General features: G+C 59.2%; 19 protein-coding genes. 1 reads left to right on the forward strand and 18 read right to left on the reverse strand.

From position 1 onward, the window contains the following. Position 1 precedes the first annotated feature (1 nt). From K3727_14390 to K3727_14470, 17 genes are all read right to left on the reverse strand, one after another. Positions 2-508 (reverse strand): DUF5333 domain-containing protein, encoded by a 507-nt coding sequence (locus K3727_14390; GenBank protein UWQ89981.1) that lies wholly within the window; start codon positions 506-508, stop codon positions 2-4. After that, positions 505-891, reverse strand: a complete 387-nt coding sequence (locus K3727_14395) for a hypothetical protein (protein ID UWQ89982.1) — start codon at positions 889-891, stop codon at positions 505-507. Before K3727_14395 ends, K3727_14390 begins: the two co-directional genes overlap by 4 nt. Before the next feature lie 51 nt (positions 892-942). Then, positions 943-2,241 (reverse strand): NADH-quinone oxidoreductase subunit NuoF, encoded by a 1,299-nt coding sequence (gene nuoF, locus K3727_14400; GenBank protein ID UWQ89983.1) that lies wholly within the window; start codon positions 2,239-2,241, stop codon positions 943-945. 6 nt (positions 2,242-2,247) lie between these two features. Beyond that, positions 2,248-2,475, reverse strand: a complete 228-nt coding sequence (locus tag K3727_14405) for a DUF5337 domain-containing protein (protein ID UWQ89984.1) — start codon at positions 2,473-2,475, stop codon at positions 2,248-2,250. A gap of 54 nt (positions 2,476-2,529) precedes the next feature. Beyond that, a complete protein-coding gene (locus tag K3727_14410; GenBank protein ID UWQ89985.1) occupies positions 2,530-3,720 on the reverse strand; it encodes an NADH-quinone oxidoreductase subunit E in 1,191 nt (396 codons plus the stop codon). After that, complete coding sequence (locus tag K3727_14415; protein UWQ89986.1) at positions 3,720-4,931, reverse strand: NADH-quinone oxidoreductase subunit D; 1,212 nt, start codon at positions 4,929-4,931, stop codon at positions 3,720-3,722. The genes K3727_14410 and K3727_14415 overlap by 1 nt, the downstream gene beginning before the upstream one ends. Next, positions 4,931-5,536: an NADH-quinone oxidoreductase subunit C gene (locus K3727_14420; GenBank protein ID UWQ89987.1), complete on the reverse strand. Its 606-nt coding sequence runs from the start codon at positions 5,534-5,536 to the stop codon at positions 4,931-4,933. Before K3727_14420 ends, K3727_14415 begins: the two co-directional genes overlap by 1 nt. Before the next feature lie 25 nt (positions 5,537-5,561). After that, on the reverse strand, positions 5,562-6,095 hold the full coding sequence (locus K3727_14425; protein UWQ89988.1) for an NADH-quinone oxidoreductase subunit B: 534 nt from the start codon (positions 6,093-6,095) through the stop codon (positions 5,562-5,564). After that, positions 6,086-6,451 (reverse strand): NADH-quinone oxidoreductase subunit A, encoded by a 366-nt coding sequence (locus K3727_14430; GenBank protein UWQ89989.1) that lies wholly within the window; start codon positions 6,449-6,451, stop codon positions 6,086-6,088. The genes K3727_14425 and K3727_14430 overlap by 10 nt, the downstream gene beginning before the upstream one ends. A 312-nt stretch (positions 6,452-6,763) precedes the next feature. Further along, positions 6,764-7,234 (reverse strand): PAS domain-containing protein, encoded by a 471-nt coding sequence (locus tag K3727_14435; GenBank protein UWQ89990.1) that lies wholly within the window; start codon positions 7,232-7,234, stop codon positions 6,764-6,766. Positions 7,235-7,324: 90 nt separating this feature from the next. After that, a complete protein-coding gene (locus tag K3727_14440; GenBank protein UWQ89991.1) occupies positions 7,325-7,609 on the reverse strand; it encodes a hypothetical protein in 285 nt (94 codons plus the stop codon). 179 nt (positions 7,610-7,788) lie between these two features. Continuing rightward, positions 7,789-8,571: a crotonase/enoyl-CoA hydratase family protein gene (locus tag K3727_14445; GenBank protein UWQ89992.1), complete on the reverse strand. Its 783-nt coding sequence runs from the start codon at positions 8,569-8,571 to the stop codon at positions 7,789-7,791. A gap of 10 nt (positions 8,572-8,581) precedes the next feature. Beyond that, positions 8,582-9,445: a hydroxymethylglutaryl-CoA lyase gene (locus K3727_14450; protein ID UWQ89993.1), complete on the reverse strand. Its 864-nt coding sequence runs from the start codon at positions 9,443-9,445 to the stop codon at positions 8,582-8,584. A 66-nt stretch (positions 9,446-9,511) separates the two neighbouring features. Further along, complete coding sequence (locus K3727_14455) at positions 9,512-11,449, reverse strand: acetyl/propionyl/methylcrotonyl-CoA carboxylase subunit alpha (GenBank protein ID UWQ89994.1); 1,938 nt, start codon at positions 11,447-11,449, stop codon at positions 9,512-9,514. 84 nt (positions 11,450-11,533) lie between these two features. Continuing rightward, positions 11,534-13,138 carry a methylcrotonoyl-CoA carboxylase gene (locus K3727_14460; protein UWQ89995.1) on the reverse strand — a complete coding sequence of 535 codons (1,605 nt, stop codon included), beginning with the start codon at positions 13,136-13,138 and terminating at the stop codon, positions 11,534-11,536. Then, positions 13,135-13,476 (reverse strand): lysozyme inhibitor LprI family protein, encoded by a 342-nt coding sequence (locus tag K3727_14465; GenBank protein UWQ89996.1) that lies wholly within the window; start codon positions 13,474-13,476, stop codon positions 13,135-13,137. Before K3727_14465 ends, K3727_14460 begins: the two co-directional genes overlap by 4 nt. 215 nt (positions 13,477-13,691) lie before the next feature. Beyond that, positions 13,692-15,218 carry an AMP-binding protein gene (locus tag K3727_14470; GenBank protein UWQ89997.1) on the reverse strand — a complete coding sequence of 509 codons (1,527 nt, stop codon included), beginning with the start codon at positions 15,216-15,218 and terminating at the stop codon, positions 13,692-13,694. A gap of 146 nt (positions 15,219-15,364) precedes the next feature. On the opposite strand from K3727_14470, the gene K3727_14475 reads away from it, so the two are divergent. Further along, positions 15,365-15,967, forward strand: a complete 603-nt coding sequence (locus tag K3727_14475; GenBank protein UWQ89998.1) for an outer membrane beta-barrel protein — start codon at positions 15,365-15,367, stop codon at positions 15,965-15,967. An 87-nt stretch (positions 15,968-16,054) separates the two neighbouring features. Here K3727_14475 and K3727_14480 read toward each other — a convergent pair whose 3' ends face one another. Continuing rightward, the gene (locus K3727_14480) at positions 16,055-17,215 is read right to left on the reverse strand and encodes an isovaleryl-CoA dehydrogenase (GenBank protein ID UWQ89999.1); all 1,161 of its coding nucleotides are present in this window, start codon (positions 17,213-17,215) and stop codon (positions 16,055-16,057) included. Positions 17,216-17,458 lie beyond the last annotated feature (243 nt).

Genomic DNA, 17,458 nt, shown 5'->3' on the forward strand with positions numbered 1-17,458 from the left:
TCTATTTCGCCCTCAGTAACACGCCGATCGCGCTGTTTTTTTCGATTTCCGTACGTCCGAACGCACAGAAGGTTTCCGGGTTTTCATAGGACACGCCGCTGTTGCGCAGCAGCGTCTCTCCCTTGGCCCGCATCCGGGCCTTTTCAGTATCAGATTCGATGTAGGCGCGGATTTCCGCGTCCGCATATCCCAACGCATTGGCCCGCGACCGCAGGCGGCGCAGCTCGCCAATCCCCTTGAACAGGCGGGCACTGATGCTGTCACAGTGATCGGCGACCTCCTTGGCCATGGCGATGGCAAACAGGGGATCTTCGATTTCAGGCACGTCGCTGAGCGGTGGTTTTGCCGCAGCGGACATCGGGCTGACCGCCATCAGGGCCGCCAGCAGGGCAATAAGACGCAACATCACACTCTCCTTGGTTCGGGAGAGCCAATCACCAGCCTCACAGCCGTTGCTATTCAATAGCAAAGCCCCGACAGGCCCGGGATATGCCGGAATTCCGCTCATGACACGCAGGTTCCGCGCAGGATCAACACGTCATTGACGATCTGCAAGTCATCCACTTGATCCAACGGATGTACCGCCCATTCAATCTTGTGCGGTCCAAAGTTCTCGATGCAGTATTTGGTGCCTTCGTGGTGCCCAGCCTTGCCAGCCCCAGTTCTGGACTGAGACGCGCGTTTCACCTCGACGGTAAAGTTCTCCAGATCTGTTTTCTTGTCGACGGACTTGCTTTTGGCCGAGAAAATGAACCCGTCATAGCGCTGGCGACGGTTTTCGTTCTTAAAAGTGCCACAGCTGGACAGGACAAAAGTGCCAACCAGAACAGCCGCTGCCGCGCGGGCAAACCGTGTCGGGCCTCCGGTCGAATGTGTCTGTGTTGCACTCATGGTCATTTTCCGTGTTGCCGTCGTTGTTCAGATACGTCGAAACGATACGTCTTATTCCGCTGCCATTGCGCCCATGCGTCCGGTTTTCTGCGCCTTGATCCGGTCTTCGATTTCTTCCCGGAAATTGCGGATCAGGCCCTGGATCGGCCAGGCAGCCGCATCCCCCAGTGCACAGATGGTGTGGCCTTCGACCTGTTTGGTCACGTCCCACAACATGTCGATCTCTTCCAGCTCGGCCTCGCCGCGCACCAGACGGTCCATGACGCGCATCATCCAACCGGTGCCTTCACGGCACGGCGTGCACTGACCACAGCTTTCATGTTTGTAGAATTTGGACAGGCGCCAGATCGCTTTGACGATGTCGGTCTGCTTGTCCATCACGATCACAGCCGCAGTCCCAAGCCCCGAACCCAATTCGCCGCGCAGGTAATCAAAATCCATGATCGCGTCGCGCATGTTTTCACCGCGCACACAGGGCACGGACGACCCGCCCGGAATAACCGCCAGCAGGTTGTCCCAACCACCGCGAATACCACCACAGTGCTTTTCGATCAGCTCTTCGAACGAAATCGACATGGCTTCTTCGACGACGCAGGGGTTGTTCACATGACCCGAAATACCGAACAATTTGGTGCCCGCATTGTTGGGACGGCCAAAACCGGCGAACCAATCGGCACCGCGGCGCAGGATGGTCGGTACGACGGCGATGGATTCAACGTTGTTCACTGTGGTCGGGCACCCATACAGCCCCGCCCCGGCCGGGAACGGCGGTTTCATCCGCGGCATGCCCTTTTTGCCTTCGAGGCTTTCGATCAGCGCGGTTTCCTCACCACAGATATAGGCGCCGGCACCATGCGCCAGGAACAGATCGAAATCCCAACCGGAACCCGCAGCATTCTTGCCCAGCATCCCTTTGTCATAGGCTTCGTCAATCGCGGCCTGCAGGGCTTCCTTTTCGCGGATGTATTCACCACGAATGTAGATATAGCAGGCATGGGCATTCATCGCGAATGAGGCGATCAGCGCCCCTTCGATCAATGTATGCGGATCATGGCGCATGATCTCGCGGTCTTTGCACGTGCCGGGTTCGGATTCATCGGCGTTGATTACCAGATAGGCCGGACGACCGTCGCTTTCCTTGGGCATGAAGGACCATTTCAGGCCGGTGGGGAAACCCGCACCGCCGCGACCACGCAGACCGCTGTCTTTCATGGTCTGAATGATCCAATCCCGCCCCTTGCCGATCAGGTCGGCCGTGCCGTCCCAATGGCCGCGCGCCTGCGCGCCTTTCAGCGTGCGGTCATGCATCCCGTAGAGGTTGGTAAAGATCCGGTCCTGGTCCTTCAGCATGTCTGCCTACCCTTGGCTATCCTGACGCATGCGCCAGAGTTGAAATATGTTAACCAGTGCATAGATCAGACCTGCAAGTGCAAGGAGATCAAACAGCAGAGCATAACGCCCCGGCAGTCCCAGCATCGGTCCGATAAAGAGCGACAAAACCAACCATGCAACCATGGTACCGGCTATCACCAATGCGATATGCCGACCTTTGGCTGCGATGGCTGTGTCTTTGTCGTTGCTCATCTGGTCTCGTGTTCATCTGATCCGCGCCCGGCCCCTGCCCGGCGCAGTATCGGTTTATTCGTCGTCGTAGATGCCGTCTTTTTTGGCACGTTTGGCAAATTCGGTCTCTTCCCCGGCCGCCAGCTGTTTGGCCTGTTCGACCCAGCCGTCACGTTCGATGCGACCTTTGAAGGACAACAGATCATCCATACGTTCGATGTCCTCGGGTCCCCAGGCCGCAACCTGCGCGAATGAGGTGACGCCCGCTTCGTTCAGCTTTTCTTCCAGCTTGGGTCCAACGCCCTTGAGCAGCTTGAGGTCATCGGTACCTGCGGCAACAGGTGCGGCGGCCTCGGCCGTGGGGGCTTCGTATTTCCACTCACCCTTTTTCTCGGCCAGCTCAGATTGCCCGGGCAGATCCTTGGACGGCACCACTTTTGGAGCCTCTGCTTTTGGGGCCTCTGCGGCTTTTGCAGGTTTGCTCTGATGAACGGCCGGTTTCGGGGTTGGTTTTGGTGCCGGGGGCTGTTCGCCTGCGCGACTGGCCACGGTGCCATCCTTGCCCACCCAGGGGGTCAGCAATGGCACTTCGGTGCCGTCGATGCGTTTGACGGTGTCGCCGATATCCGTCGCCAGCTGTGCCGAAGCGTTATACTGCGTTTTGCCGCTTTCGTATTCGGTTAGCGACGTCAGGCCGGATTTGGGTTCAGATCCGTAACGGCCGTTCTGCGGGCCCGGAACCGGAACCTGACCGGCGGCCAGTTCGTCCAGAATCTCCGAGAAGCGCGCAGCCGTCAGATCCTCAAAATAATCCTTGCCGATCTGGGCCATGGGCGCGTTGGTGCACGACCCCAGGCATTCCACCTCTTCCCAGGTGAATTTGCCGTCCGCCGACAGAACATGCGGCTTGTCGTTGATCTTGTCGCGGCAGATTGCCACCAGATCTTCGGCACCGCAGATCATACAGGACGTTGTCCCGCAGATCTGGATATGCGCCACCGAGCCGGTCGGCTGCAGTTGGAACATGAAATAGAACGAGGCCACTTCGAGCACACGGATATAGGCCATCCCCAACATGTCGGCGACCAGTTCGATTGCCGGCTTGGTCAGCCAGCCTTCCTGCTCCTGAGCACGCCACAACAGCGGGATCACGGCCGAAGCCTCACGCCCTGCGGGGTATTTGGTGATCTGCCCTTCGGCCCAGGCCAGGTTGGCGGCGGTGAAAGCAAAGCTTGCGGGTTGTTCTGCGTGGAGACGGCGTAGCATTAGCGGTCAATCTCTCCAAAAACGACATCCATGGTACCGATGATCGCGGCAACGTCAGCCAGTTGGTGACCACCAGCAACGTGGTCCATGGCTTGCAGGTGCAGGAATCCCGGTGCCCGAATTTTCGAGCGGTAAGGTTTGTTGGATCCATCGGCCACCAGATAGACACCGAATTCGCCCTTGGGCGCTTCGACGGCGGCGTAAACTTCTCCCGCAGGCACGTGAAACCCTTCGGTGTACAGCTTGAAATGGTGGATCAGGCTTTCCATCGAGGTTTTCATTTCCCCGCGTTTCGGCGGAGACAGTTTGCCCCGGGCCATAACGTCGCCAGTGGCTTCTTTCAGCTTGGCAATGGCCTGACGGATGATCGACAGCGATTGGCGCATCTCTTCCATGCGGACAAGATAGCGATCATAACAATCGCCGTTTTTGCCAACCGGGATCTGAAAGTCGAATTCATCGTAGCATTCATAAGGCTGCGACCGACGCAAATCCCATGCCAGACCGGATCCCCGCACCATGACGCCCGAGAAGCCAAATTTCTGAATGTCTTCTTCGGTCACGACGCCAATATCGGCATTGCGCTGTTTGAAGATGCGGTTTTCGGTCAGCAGGCCATCAATGTCGGCCAGCACTGCCGGGAACGTATGCGTCCAGGCCATAATATCGTCCAACAGATCATCAGGCAGATCCTGATGCACACCACCGGGACGGAAATAGGCCGCGTGCAAACGCGCACCACAGGCGCGTTCGTAAAAGATCATCAGCTTTTCACGCTCTTCGAACCCCCACAGCGGCGGTGTCAGCGCTCCAACGTCCATCGCTTGGGTGGTGACGTTCAGCAGGTGGTTCAGAATCCGGCCAATTTCGCTGTAGAGAACGCGGATCAACGACCCACGACGCGGCACCACAGTGCCGGTCAGCTTTTCGATGGCCAGACACCAGGCATGTTCCTGGTTCATCGGAGCCACGTAATCCAGCCGGTCGAAATAGGGCAGCGATTGCAGGTAGGTGCGGCTTTCCATCAGCTTTTCCGTGCCGCGGTGCAGCAAGCCGATATGCGGGTCGCATCGTTCCACGATTTCGCCATCCAGCTCCAGAACCAGGCGCAGAACGCCGTGCGCAGCCGGGTGCTGGGGTCCAAAGTTGATGTTGAAATTGCGGATTTTCTGTTCGCCGGTCAGGGCGTCGTCAAACTTGGAGCCATCCATCAGTTTGCCCCCTCTTTTTCATCACCGGGCAGGATGTATTCTGCACCTTCCCATGGCGACATGAAGTCGAACTGGCGATATTCCTGAACCAGGCTTACAGGTTCATAGACCACGCGCTTTTGCGCCTCGTCATAGCGAACTTCGGTATAACCGGTTGTCGGGAAATCCTTGCGCAGCGGATACCCGCGAAAGCCATAGTCGGTCAGAATGCGACGCAGGTCCGGGTGACCCGAGAACAGCACGCCGAACATGTCAAAGACTTCGCGTTCGAACCAGTTGGCCGACGGATGTACATCCACGATCGATGGCACCATCTCGTCCTCGCGGATCGACACCCGCAGGCGGATACGCTGGTTCTGATACATCGACAGGAAATGATACACCACGTCGAACCGTTTGGCCCGATCCGGGTAGTCAACGGCCGTGATATCCACCAGTGACGAGAACTTGCAGTTCTGATCGGTCTTCAGGAATTCGACAAATCCGACGATATTGGACGGGGTCACATCCACGTTCAGCTCGTCAAAGGACACATCCCAGCCGATCACGCAGTCGGGGCGTTTCGCTTCCAGCAAGGTGCCCAGTTCGTTCAGTGCTTCAGTCATTCGTATGTTCTCCAACCAAAGCCGATCAGCGGACCAGGGTGCCGGTGCGGCGGATCTTGCGTTGCAGCTGCATCAAACCATACAGCAGCGCTTCGGCGGTCGGGGGGCAGCCGGGAACATAGATGTCCACAGGCACCACGCGGTCACAGCCACGCACAACCGAATAGGAATAATGGTAATACCCACCACCATTTGCGCAGGATCCCATCGAGATCACATACCGCGGCTCGGGCATCTGGTCGTACACCTTGCGCAGCGCCGGGGCCATCTTGTTGGTCAGCGTACCCGCGACGATCATCACGTCGGACTGACGCGGAGAGGCGCGCGGCGCGATCCCAAAGCGTTCCGCGTCATACCGCGGCATCGACGTGTGCATCATTTCAACCGCACAGCAGGCCAGACCAAAGGTCATCCAGTGTAGCGACCCGGTGCGGGCCCAGTTGATGATGTCTTCGGCCGAGGTCAGCAGGAACCCTTTGTCCTGCAATTCGGCATTCAACGCCTGCGTGACCATTTCCTTGTCCACACCAGCGGTATTGGCTCCGGTCATCACTCCCATTCCAGGGCCCCTTTCTTCCACTCATAGGCAAAGCCGATGGTCAGAACGCCCAGGAAAACCATCATCGACCAGAAAGCCAGATCGCTGATGTCCTTGAACCCGACGGCCCAGGGAAACAGGAAAGCAATTTCAAGGTCGAAGATGATGAACAGGATCGACACCAGATAGAACCGGACATCGAATTTCATTCGCGCATCATCAAAAGCGTTAAATCCGCATTCATATGCCGATACTTTTTCCGGATCCGGGTTACGGACCGCAAGTACTACGGCAGCAAGAATCAGGACTAGTCCGAGGCCGACAGCTACGGCCAGGAACACGAGGATAGGGAGATATTCCCTAAGCATGTCTTCCACGAGTGGCTCCTTTCAAACGCGCAACAGCGCGCAGCGGGATGGCTGCTTTATTTTGACCGGGTTTATCCGTGCACTTGGGCAGGGTCAACCAAGCGGAACCAGATAAAGACTTTGTGTCTCACTGTTCGGGGCTGTTGAGATGCAAAAAAACCACCGATTTCGCGTGATCGGGGCCTTTGATATTCCTGCGGGGAAAACACATCTTTTTTCAAGCGGATTTCTGACCCCGCAAACCCGCAGGTTCACAGCCAAATTCGCGGGTTGAGTCGCAAGCCGTTCGTATGGTGTCGGATGTCGGCGCGATGTGCGCAGTCAGCGGCCCTGTTTGTCCAATTTCCCCTCGCAGGGCGTCCAATCACACAACATCAGCCCTCCCAGGGTTTGGGACCATCCCACATGCAACCACGTTTTGCCATGATCCGGGAAATCAACCCTGACCCGCATACCGCTCCGGGCACCATCCGTTTGCGCGCCGCTCTCCTGTGCCCCGACCCGCGCCGCCGGCATCGAACCGGTTTTACTGGCATCCAGAATGTCCTGCATGGGCAGGTTCAACAGATCCTTCCCGGTCAGCCCCAGCTGCGCCTGCATGCCGCGGTTGGCAAACAGAAGCTCGCCATCACGGGTGTGCACGCTCAGCGCGCAGCTGTCCGATTGCGCAAGCGCGGCAATGATCCGATCCGTTTCGTCAAGACAGGAGGCCAAATCGTTTTCCTGTGCCTGAAGCAGACGCAGATCAATCCTGCTGGCCACCAGATCCGCCATCTCGACCAGATAGTTCACGTCTTCATCTCTCCAATCGCGCGTTTGGGCAGAGAGGGCACATATTGCCCCGACCACCCGCCCATCGGCCAGAACCAGCGGCGCGCCCAGTTAGGCCCCAATGGAAAAGGCCCGGACGGTGGGAACGTCATTCAACCAGGGCGTCGATGCGACGTCTTCGATTTTGACAGGATGTTGCAGCACCATAGTGTGCTGACAAATTGTGTCCACAGCCAGAACATTGCGCTGCTCTGCGCCACCTTCCGAAGCAGATGAACCCAATGCGTATAACGCATCTTCATCCGGGACACTGATCAAACAATCGGCACATCCGAGCCGGGCCTGTACCGATGCCGCAAGCGAATCAAATTCCTGCAGGACTGGGGAAAGTTTCAAATGTAGCACGTGCCTCCTCAAACACCCTCAAGGGTTCACACTTCGAGAATTTTCATGCCGCCTTCAAAAGGCGGCCCGCTCAATGCGTGCCACCCTATCAGCAAATTGGCCAGAAACACCTGATAATATGGCCTCGCCTTGTCTGGTTCCTTTCAGGTATCTCCCCGTATTTCCTGGTGTCAGGACACCCAGCCCGGTTTGCGTTTGTCAAAGAAGGCCGCGATCCCTTCTTGGGCTTCCTGTGTTTCCCAACGTTCAACCAGGGCGCGGATCGTATGATCAATCACTTCATCATCAATGCGCGGTCCCAGTGCACGCGCCAACTGTTTCGCCGAGGCCACGGCCCCAGGCGCGCAATTCAAATACGGGACCACTTCGGCTTCGACCGCCTCCGCCAACTGATCGGCGGGCACTGCCTTGGCCAACAGACCCAGTTCCACCGCCTCGGACGCGCCAAACAGACGGGCCGACATGAACACCCGGCGGGCCATCGCCTCGCCCATACGAGACAACACATAAGGGCCAATGGTGGCCGGGATGATGCCCAGCCGGGTTTCGGTCAGGCCCATTTTCAGATGATCTACCCCAATCGCAATATCACAGACCGACGCCATGCCGACCCCACCACCAAAGGCATTGCCCTGAAGCGCGCCGATCACCGGCTTGGGCAACGTATTGAGCGCCTGCAACATCTCGGCCAGCTTGCGCGCCTCGACAAATCGGGTTTCGGAATCCGCCGCCATCTGGGCCTGCATCCAGGCCAGATCACCGCCCGCACAAAAGCTTTTGCCCGCACCGGTCAGGATCACCACGCGGATGCCGTCGTCGTCAGAAATATCCGCCGCAGCCCGTGTCAGATCTGCCAGCATCTGCGCCGACATCGCGTTGTGTTTTTCGGGACGGTTCAGCGTCAGCGTGGCAACACCGCGCGCATCCGTTTCCAGGGTCAGAGTCTCATACATCCCAGTCTCCTTATTCCTGCGCACCTGAGCGCATCGCCCGGGCCATTTCTGCGGCTTCATTCAAAACGTCCCGATCCAATCCGGTATCATATCCCAACCGGTGCAGATGGTCATACACGGCCTCGGTCGCGACATTCCCCGCCGCACCCGGCGCATAGGGGCATCCCCCCAATCCGCCCACCGCGGCATCAAACACCCGCACCCCCAGCGACAGCGATGCATCAATATTGGCCAACGCCCGCCCGGCCGTGTCATGATAATGGCCGGCCAATCGGGTCACCGGAACGCGGTCGCGCACAGCCAGAAGCATCTTGGCAATGGCCTCGGGCGTGCCCTGCCCGATGGTATCGCCCAATGACACCTCATAACACCCCATGGCAAACAACCGGTCCGCCACGGCCGCCACCTGTTCGGGGGGCGTGGGCCCATCAAACGGGCAATCGGTCACACAGGATACATAGCCCCGCACCGGCAAATCAATATGGCGCGCCGCGTCCAGAATGGGTTCGAACCGGGCAATGCTCTCTTCGACAGAGGCGTTGATATTGGCCTTGGAGAACCCCTCGGACGCCGAAGCAAACACCGCTATCTCATCGGCACGCGCGGCGCGCGCATCTTCATAGCCGCGCATATTCGGCGTCAGCGCTGCATAGCGCACCCCCGGCGCGCGGGCGATCCCGGCAAGAACCTCGGCCGATCCGGCCATTTGCGGCACCCATTTGGGCGACACGAAACTGGCCACTTCGATCCGGGAAAACCCGGCGCGGCTCAGACAATCCACCAGCGCAATTTTCTCTGCCACCGGAATAGCGCGTTTTTCGTTCTGAAGCCCGTCGCGGGGCCCCATTTCGAAAATCTCGACTCGGTCTCCCATGGGGGAACCCTCCTGCTTCTTTCTGGTCAAAAATACCTCTGCACCACGGGGGCCACAGGCAATGTGTCAGCCATCTTCTTCTTCCAGACGCACCAGCGCCGCACCGGCCTCGACCTGATCGCCCGCTGCGGCGAGCACTTCGGCCACGACGCCGTCACGCGCTGCCAGCAGCGAATGCTCCATTTTCATCGCTTCCAGAATGGCCAAACGGTCGCCCTCCTGTACTGTCTGCCCGGCCTCGGCAAACACCGCCTTGACCAGCCCCGGCATCGGGGCCTCAATCACATTGGTGTCCCCGCCCGCGCTGGCATCCCGGTCCAGCGGGTCTATCACGTCAAAGACCAGACCATAGGAATCAAAAACCGTAATCGTCGCTCCGGCCCGGGCCACGTCCGGCATCCGCACACCGCCCAGTTGCCAGATGCCGCCGTGGCGTTCGGCCACCAGGCGATCGCCCCCCAGGTTCCACAGCTGGCGATCCGGACCTTCGACCTGCACGTCGACCTCAAAAACCTCGTCCTGATGTGACAGGGTCACGGCGCGGTGCAAAGGCGCCCAAAGCGTAAAGCCGCTCTCACCCTGGCCCTCGACCAGATCCAGTGCGACCATGGCCGCGGCGACCTTGTGGTGCAGTCCGGTTGCAGGCTGCGCCACAAGATCGTCCAGATCCCGTGCGATCAGCCCGGTATCGACCTCGCCATTGCCGAACCCCTCATGCCCGGCCAGCGCCCCCAGGAACGCGAGATTGGTGACTGTGCCCCCCACCTGGGTCTCTTCCAAAGCACGCGACAGGCGCGATAGGGCAACCCGGCGGGTGGGCCCGTGCACGATGACCTTGGAGATCATCGGGTCATACCACGGGCTGATCGTGTCCCCGGCGCGCACGCCGCTGTCGGCGCGGCATTCGGACGGAAATTGCAGATGTGTCAACGTCCCGGTGGCAGGCAGGAACCCTTTTGGCACATCCTCGGCATACAGACGCGCTTCGAACGCGTGGCCGGTGATGGTCAGGTCTTCCTGCGCAGCAGGCAGGCTTTCGCCAGCAGCCACCCGCAGTTGCCATTCCACCAGATCAACGCCAGTGATCAGCTCGGTCACCGGGTGTTCCACCTGAAGACGGGTGTTCATCTCCATGAACCAGAAGCCATCAACCCGCAGCCCGTTCGACCCATCCACGATGAATTCCACCGTGCCGGCCCCCTTGTAGCCAATGGCTTCGGCGGCTCGGACGCCAGCCTGGCCCATTGCGGCGCGCATTTCCGGTGTCATATCGGGTGCCGGGGCTTCTTCGATCACCTTTTGGTGGCGCCGTTGCAGCGAACAATCGCGCTCAAACAGATGCACCGCGTGGGTTCCGTCCCCAAAGACCTGCACTTCGATGTGGCGCGGTTGCTGGATATATTTTTCGATCAAAACGTCCGGGTTGCCAAAGGCGGTTGTGGCCTCGCCCTTGGCGCTTTCCAATGCATCCATGAATTCGGCTGGCTGTTCGACCAGACGCATGCCTTTGCCACCGCCGCCGGCGACCGCCTTGATCAGGACCGGATAACCGATGGCGTCAGCAGCGCCAAACAGATGTTCGGGGTCCTGGTTGGCACCGTGATAGCCGGGCACAACGGGCACACCCGCCTCTTCCATCAGCGCCTTGGCCGCGTCCTTGAGCCCCATCTTGCGGATCGCATCCGCCGAGGGACCGATAAAGGTCAGGCCCGCGGCTTCGACCGCATCCACAAACCCGGGGTTTTCGGACAGGAAACCATAGCCCGGATGGATCGCCTGCGCGCCGGTTTGTTGCGCCATGCGAATGATTTCTGCGCCTTTGAGATAACTGTCTGCGGGCGCCGGGCCACCGATATGCACGGCCTCATCTGCCATCGCGACATGTTTGGCGCTGGCATCCGCGTCGGAATAAACAGCAACGGTTTTCACACCCATCGCACGGGCGGTTTCCATCACGCGGCAGGCGATTTCGCCACGGTTGGCAATAAGAATTTTATCGAACATGGGGTTGGTCCTTGTGTTTAGACGTCGGACCGGGGGCGCTGCCCCCGGACCCCCGGAGTTTTTGAGCAAGATGAAGGAGCGGCCCTACATCCGGAACACGCCGAACTTCGTATCGGCAATCGGTGCATTCAACGCGGCGCTGAGGGACAAGGCCAACACGTCGCGGGATTTGCGCGGGTCGATGATGCCGTCATCCCACAGGCGGGCAGAGGCGTAGAGCGGGTGGGATTGCTCCTCGAACATCTCGATGGTGGGGCGTTTGAATTCGGCCTCTTCTTCGGCCGACCATTGCCCCCCCTGGCGTTCGATGGCATCGCGTTTCACCGTCGCCAACACACCAGCGGCCTGTTCGCCGCCCATCACCGAAATGCGGCTGTTGGGCCAGGTCCACAGGAAACGCGGCTGATAGGCGCGCCCGGCCATGCCGTAATTGCCAGCCCCGAATGAGCCACCGACCAGCATGGTCACCTTGGGCACATTGGTCGAGGCCACAGCCGTCACCATCTTGGCACCATGACGCGCGATGCCTTCGTTTTCGTATTTCCGGCCCACCATGAAGCCGGTGATGTTTTGCAGGAACACCAGCGGGATCTTGCGCTGGGAGCACAGTTCGACGAAATGCGCGCCCTTTTGCGCCGCCTCGGAGAACAGCACGCCATTGTTGGCGACAATGCCGACGGGGCACCCTTTGACATGGGCAAACCCGGTCACGAGAGTTTCGCCGAACCGGGGTTTGAATTCGTCAAAACGAGAGCCATCCACCAGCCGCGCGATCACTTCGCGGATATCATAGGGGGTGCGCAGATCACCCGGCACCACGCCCAGGATTTCCTCGGGGTCATAGGCGGGGTCTTCGGGGTTGGCCCAGTTCACAGTCAGCGGTTTGGTGATGTTCAGCGACTGAACCGCGCGCCGCGCCAGGGCCAGCGCATGTGCGTCATCTTCGGCCAGGTAATCCGCAACCCCGGACAGGCGGGTGTGCACGTCACCACCGCCCAAATCTTCGGCGCTGACAATCTCGCCCGTCGCCGCCTTGACCAGCGGCGGACCAGCCAAAAAGATGGTGCCCTGTTCTTTCACGATGATTGTGACATCGGACATGGCAGGCACATAGGCCCCACCGGCGGTGCAGGACCCCATCACCACAGCAATCTGCGGAATGCCCTTGGACGACATCCGCGCCTGATTATAGAAGATGCGGCCAAAGTGGTCGCGATCCGGGAACACTTCGTCCTGCTGCGGCAGATTGGCACCACCGCTGTCGACCAGATAGATGCAGGGCAGATGGTTTTCCTCGGCGATCTCCTGGGCGCGCAGGTGTTTTTTCACCGTCATGGGGAAATAGGTGCCGCCCTTTACGGTCGCATCGTTGCAAACCACCATGACGTCCTGACCATGAACGCGACCGATGCCCGCAACCACGCCGGCCGCGGGGGCCGCGTTGCCATACATGTCATGGGCCGCCGTGGCACCAATTTCGAGGAAAGGCGAGCCGGGATCCAGCAGGTTCGCCACCCGGCGACGCGGCAACATCTTGCCCCGGCTTTCATGACGGGCACGGGATTTTTCACCCCCACCCAACCGCGCGGCCTCGGCCGCTTCGGAAATCTGGGCCAGCGCATCCAGATGCGCCGCGCGGTTGTTTTTGAAGCCTTCGGAGGAAGGCATCGCCTTGGATGTGAGTTTCATTTGTATCTCCGGCTTCGCAATATGTTGATTCGTTTACTAGTTTCCCGGCTCAGGCAGATCGAATAAGCTGTTCCTGCCGCCGAGCTTTGCCCATATTCGCTCTGTTCAAATCTGCACTCCTCTTCGCGGAATTGCCGCCAAGCAACAGAGCGCGTCATTACCAGTTCAAATGCGGAAATATCGGGTTCTCGATCCGCAGCAGCCGAACGATCCCGCACTGTGGCCCGTTGCAGCAATTCCAAAAGCTCGTCCTGATAGACATCACACCAAATGAGAAACGCATGGTGATTGCAATTCGACTGTTTGACACGATCATCAGGGTGGTTCCAATCCGACATGCAGGTGTCAAAGGAGATTTTGGTGCATGCCCCTGGATTGTTTTGGAAATCGGGACTTGCCATGCAGGCTGCAACATCTGCACGCATAGCATCATAGGGCAGAAAGATAGAGTTCCCCGTATCCGCAGTGCCCACGTTCGCCCACGTCGTCAGGAACAAAGAGACGAATGCAAAAACGGACCTGTGCCAAACCGGTTGCGTATGACTGTCCGCCATCATTTGGCCTCCCCCTGTGCCCGCGCCTTCAGCGCCTTGCGGATCACCTTGCCGGTCACAGTCATGGGCAGCGCGTCGAGAAAGTCGATTTCGCGGGGATAGGAGTAATGAGCGAGGCGGGTCTTGACCCAATTCTGCAACTCGTCCGCTGTGGCCTCGGTCCCGTCCTTCAACACCACATAGGCCTTGACGATCTCGGTCCGCAGCGCGTCGGGTTTGCCGACCACGCCAACGGTCGCCACAGATGGGTGGGTTAGCAGGCAATCCTCGATCTCGGCCGGGCCAATGCGGTAGCCAGCCGACGTGATCACATCGTCTTCGCGGCCGACGAAGCGCAGATAGTCGCCCTCCCAGATACCGCGGTCACCGGTGATCAGCCAGTCGCCTTGGAACTTTTCCGCCGTAGCATCCGGACGGTTCCAGTATTCCAACATCATCGAAGCCGATCCCCGGCGCACAGCGACATCACCCTCTTGTTCCGTGGGCTGGCCCTGATCGTCGATCACGGCAACCGCGTGACCCGGAACCGGTTTACCGATACAGCCGGGGCGAGCCGGAAAATCGACCGCGCAGGAGGACACGGTCATATTGCATTCGGTCTGACCGTAGAATTCGTTGATCACCAGCCCAAAGGCCTCGCGACCCCAGGCCAGCATTTCGGCCCCCAGAGGTTCACCACCGGACGCGACCGATCGCAGTCCCGGCAGGCTGTGACCGGCGGCCTTGAGCATCCGCAGCGCCGTGGGTGGAAAAAACACATTGCGCACCCCTGCACCGCTGATCAGATCGGCACAGCCTTGGGCGCTGAATTTGTCCAGACGCGCGGCCACCACCGGCACGCCCAGCGCCAGTCCCGGCATCAACACATCGAACAATCCACCAATCCAGGCCCAATCCGCCGGGGTCCACAGGCAATCGCCCGGCTGGCCCAGATGGTCATGGCTGATCGCCACGCCCGGCAAGTGCCCGGTCAGAACCCGATGCCCATGCAGCGCGCCCTTGGGGCTGCCAGTGGTGCCGGACGTATATATCAGAACCGCAGGCGTGTCGGGGGTGGTATCAGCAAATGGAACCGACTCTCCCGGAATCCCGGCCTGCGCGACCAAAACGGCCTCGGCCAGATCGCCCAGCAATGTCGCGCCTTCGGGATCGGTAAAGACAAATCGCACCCCCGCATCCCCGGCACGCGAGGTCAGCGCATCATGTTTGAACAGTTTGAACAGAGGCACGGAAATTGCGCCCACCTTCCAGATTGCCAGATGCGCAGCGGCACACCAAGGGGATTGGGACAGCAGCACACCGACACGATCTCCCGCAGAGATTCGGGTGCGCAAGTATCGCGCCAGCCCATCAACCATCTGCGCCAGTTGGCCAAACGTGATATCCCGTCGCCCCCCACCGGTCATATCAACAATCGCCACGTCATCGGGTAACCCGGACAACGCCTGGTGGGCCATGTTCAGCCTGTCGGGAAGATCCCAGGAGTGATCTGGCATCAAGCCTAAAGTTTGGGTCACAGCGGCCATCAGCCATGCCTCCGCTGCATAGCCGTCATGTCGATTACTTCAATATTTTCAAAGGGAAGGCCGACGTCTTTTTGATGCAGATCATGGAATGTGTTCGCCGTGCGCGCCAATGTTTGCGCACGTTCAAGACCAAAGGTAATAAAACCATGAAACGCACACTCATAGCCTTGACGCTGACCACTGCCATCGCAGCCATTGCCGGACCTGTTGCCGCGCAATCGCAGGGCGATTGGACCGTTGGTATCGGTGTCGGCAATGTTAACCCCAAATCCAACAATGGCACGCTGGCTGGCTCTGCGGCCTCGATCGGCGACGACACGCGTCCGATCTTTACCGTGGAATATTTCATCCGCGACAATCTGGGCATCGAACTGCTGGCGGCAACCCCGTTCGATCATGACATTGCTTTGGGCGGAACCAACATCGGATCGACCAAGCACCTGCCGCCCACCCTGTCGGTCAACTATCACTTCCCGACACAGACCGCGTTCAAACCGTTTCTCGGGGTTGGCCTGAACTATACAACCTTCTTCGAAGAGACCACGCCGCTGGGCAACCTCGAACTGGACGACAGCTTTGGTGTGGCATTGCACGCCGGGGCCGACTATCAGATCTCTGACAATGGCGCGATCCGCCTGGACGTGCGCTGGATCGACATCAGTTCGGACGCGACCCTGAACGGCGCATCCATCGGCACAGCCGATATTGATCCGGTCGTTGTTGGCCTGTCCTACGTGCACCGTTTCTGATCCTTTGTGATCTTTGGCGGGGCCCTACGGTCTCGCCAATTTCAAATGGCCCGCCTGTCCTCCCTCGGTCAGGCGGGCTGTTTTGTCTTACATCTTTGTCATCAGCTCGCGCCCGATCAGCATCCGGCGAATTTCGCTGGTACCCGCGCCGATTTCCATCAGCTTGGCATCGCGGAAAATCCGGCCCACCGGGTTGTCGCTGAGATACCCAGCACCGCCAAAGGCCTGCACCGCCTGATGCGCCTGGGTCATCGCCACTTCGGAAGCATAGAGACAACATGCAGCGGCGTCCTGGCGGGTCACAGTGCCCTTGTCACAGGATTTGGCGACTTCGTAGATATAGGCACGCGACGAATTCATTGCCGTGTACATGTCGGCAATCTTGGCCTGCATCAGCTGAAAATTCCCGATCGGTTGGCCGAACTGTTTGCGCTCTTTCATGTAGGGCATCATTTCGTCCATACAGGCCGCGATGATCCCGGAACCGATCCCTGCCAGCACGACACGTTCATAGTCGAGCCCGGACATCAGCACCTTGACGCCTTTGCCCTCTTCGCCCAGCACGTTTTCAAACGGCACTTCGCAATCGTCAAAGATCAATTCACCGGTGTTCGACCCGCGCATGCCCAATTTGTCGAAATGCGGCGATGTCGAGAACCCTTTGAATTCTTTTTCAACGATAAAGGCCGTCATCCCCTTGGATCCCGCATCCGGGTCGGTTTTGGCATACACCACCAACGTGTCGGCATCGGGACCATTGGTGATCCAGTATTTGTTCCCGTTCAGGCGATAGTGATCATTGCGTTTTTCGGCGCGCAGCGACATCGAGACAACGTCCGACCCCGCACCCGCTTCGGACATGGCCAGCGCGCCCACGTTCTCGCCGGAAATCAGACCGGGGAGGTATTTCTCTTTCTGCTCCTGCGATCCATTCAGTTTGATCTGGTTCACACATAGGTTCGAATGCGCGCCATAGCTGAGCGACACAGAGGCGCTGGCTCGGGCGATCTCTTCGACTGCAACGGTGTGGGCCAGATAAGACATCCCTGCACCACCAAATTCTTCGGGTACAGTGATGCCCAACAGGCCCAGCTCCCCCATCTCTTTCCACAGCTCAGCCGGGAACTCATTGGTCTGGTCAATCTCGGCGGCCAGCGGTTTGACCCGCTCCTGCGCCCAACGGTGCACCATGTCGCGCAGCGCGTTGACGTCATCCCCCAGGTCGAATTGCATCGTCTCGTTGAACATAGCGCCCTCCTCGTGACGGTCGTCGGCAAATTATTTGAACACTTGTTCATTTCATACGCAGCAGAATGATTCGCGTCAACTGTGGCAACTGTGACATCCCGGCGAATGCCGCAGCGTTTGCGCCACTTCGGGAGATTTTGGGTAAAAGCCGCGGATGATCGCCCTGACAAATCCGCCTTCGCGCCACATTCCGGCCACGCGCGCCCGCCAAATCTGCGGGCACCATTGAACAACAAAGACTTG

The sequence above is a fragment of the Rhodobacteraceae bacterium M382 genome (genome assembly GCA_025141015.1).
GTDB classification, from domain to species: domain Bacteria; phylum Pseudomonadota; class Alphaproteobacteria; order Rhodobacterales; family Rhodobacteraceae; genus Aliisedimentitalea; species Aliisedimentitalea scapharcae.

What these genes read in the sequence shown, in the direction of transcription:
- K3727_14405 (UWQ89984.1), bottom strand. Translation starts at nt 2,475, where the DNA reads ATGAGCAACGACAAAGACACAGCCATCGCAGCCAAAGGTCGGCATATC.
- K3727_14480 (UWQ89999.1), bottom strand. Translation starts at nt 17,215, where the DNA reads ATGTTCAACGAGACGATGCAATTCGACCTGGGGGATGACGTCAACGCG.
- K3727_14460 (UWQ89995.1), bottom strand. Translation starts at nt 13,138, where the DNA reads ATGAAACTCACATCCAAGGCGATGCCTTCCTCCGAAGGCTTCAAAAAC.
- K3727_14395 (UWQ89982.1), bottom strand. Translation starts at nt 891, where the DNA reads ATGAGTGCAACACAGACACATTCGACCGGAGGCCCGACACGGTTTGCC.
- K3727_14450 (UWQ89993.1), bottom strand. Translation starts at nt 9,445, where the DNA reads ATGGGAGACCGAGTCGAGATTTTCGAAATGGGGCCCCGCGACGGGCTT.
- K3727_14445 (UWQ89992.1), bottom strand. Translation starts at nt 8,571, where the DNA reads ATGTATGAGACTCTGACCCTGGAAACGGATGCGCGCGGTGTTGCCACG.
- K3727_14415 (UWQ89986.1), bottom strand. Translation starts at nt 4,931, where the DNA reads ATGGATGGCTCCAAGTTTGACGACGCCCTGACCGGCGAACAGAAAATC.
- K3727_14420 (UWQ89987.1), bottom strand. Translation starts at nt 5,536, where the DNA reads ATGACTGAAGCACTGAACGAACTGGGCACCTTGCTGGAAGCGAAACGC.
- K3727_14470 (UWQ89997.1), bottom strand. Translation starts at nt 15,218, where the DNA reads ATGGCCGCTGTGACCCAAACTTTAGGCTTGATGCCAGATCACTCCTGG.
- K3727_14425 (UWQ89988.1), bottom strand. Translation starts at nt 6,095, where the DNA reads ATGGGAGTGATGACCGGAGCCAATACCGCTGGTGTGGACAAGGAAATG.
- K3727_14455 (UWQ89994.1), bottom strand. Translation starts at nt 11,449, where the DNA reads ATGTTCGATAAAATTCTTATTGCCAACCGTGGCGAAATCGCCTGCCGC.
- K3727_14410 (UWQ89985.1), bottom strand. Translation starts at nt 3,720, where the DNA reads ATGCTACGCCGTCTCCACGCAGAACAACCCGCAAGCTTTGCTTTCACC.
- K3727_14390 (UWQ89981.1), bottom strand. Translation starts at nt 508, where the DNA reads ATGAGCGGAATTCCGGCATATCCCGGGCCTGTCGGGGCTTTGCTATTG.
- nuoF (UWQ89983.1), bottom strand. Translation starts at nt 2,241, where the DNA reads ATGCTGAAGGACCAGGACCGGATCTTTACCAACCTCTACGGGATGCAT.
- K3727_14465 (UWQ89996.1), bottom strand. Translation starts at nt 13,476, where the DNA reads ATGTCGGATTGGAACCACCCTGATGATCGTGTCAAACAGTCGAATTGC.
- K3727_14475 (UWQ89998.1), top strand. Translation starts at nt 15,365, where the DNA reads ATGAAACGCACACTCATAGCCTTGACGCTGACCACTGCCATCGCAGCC.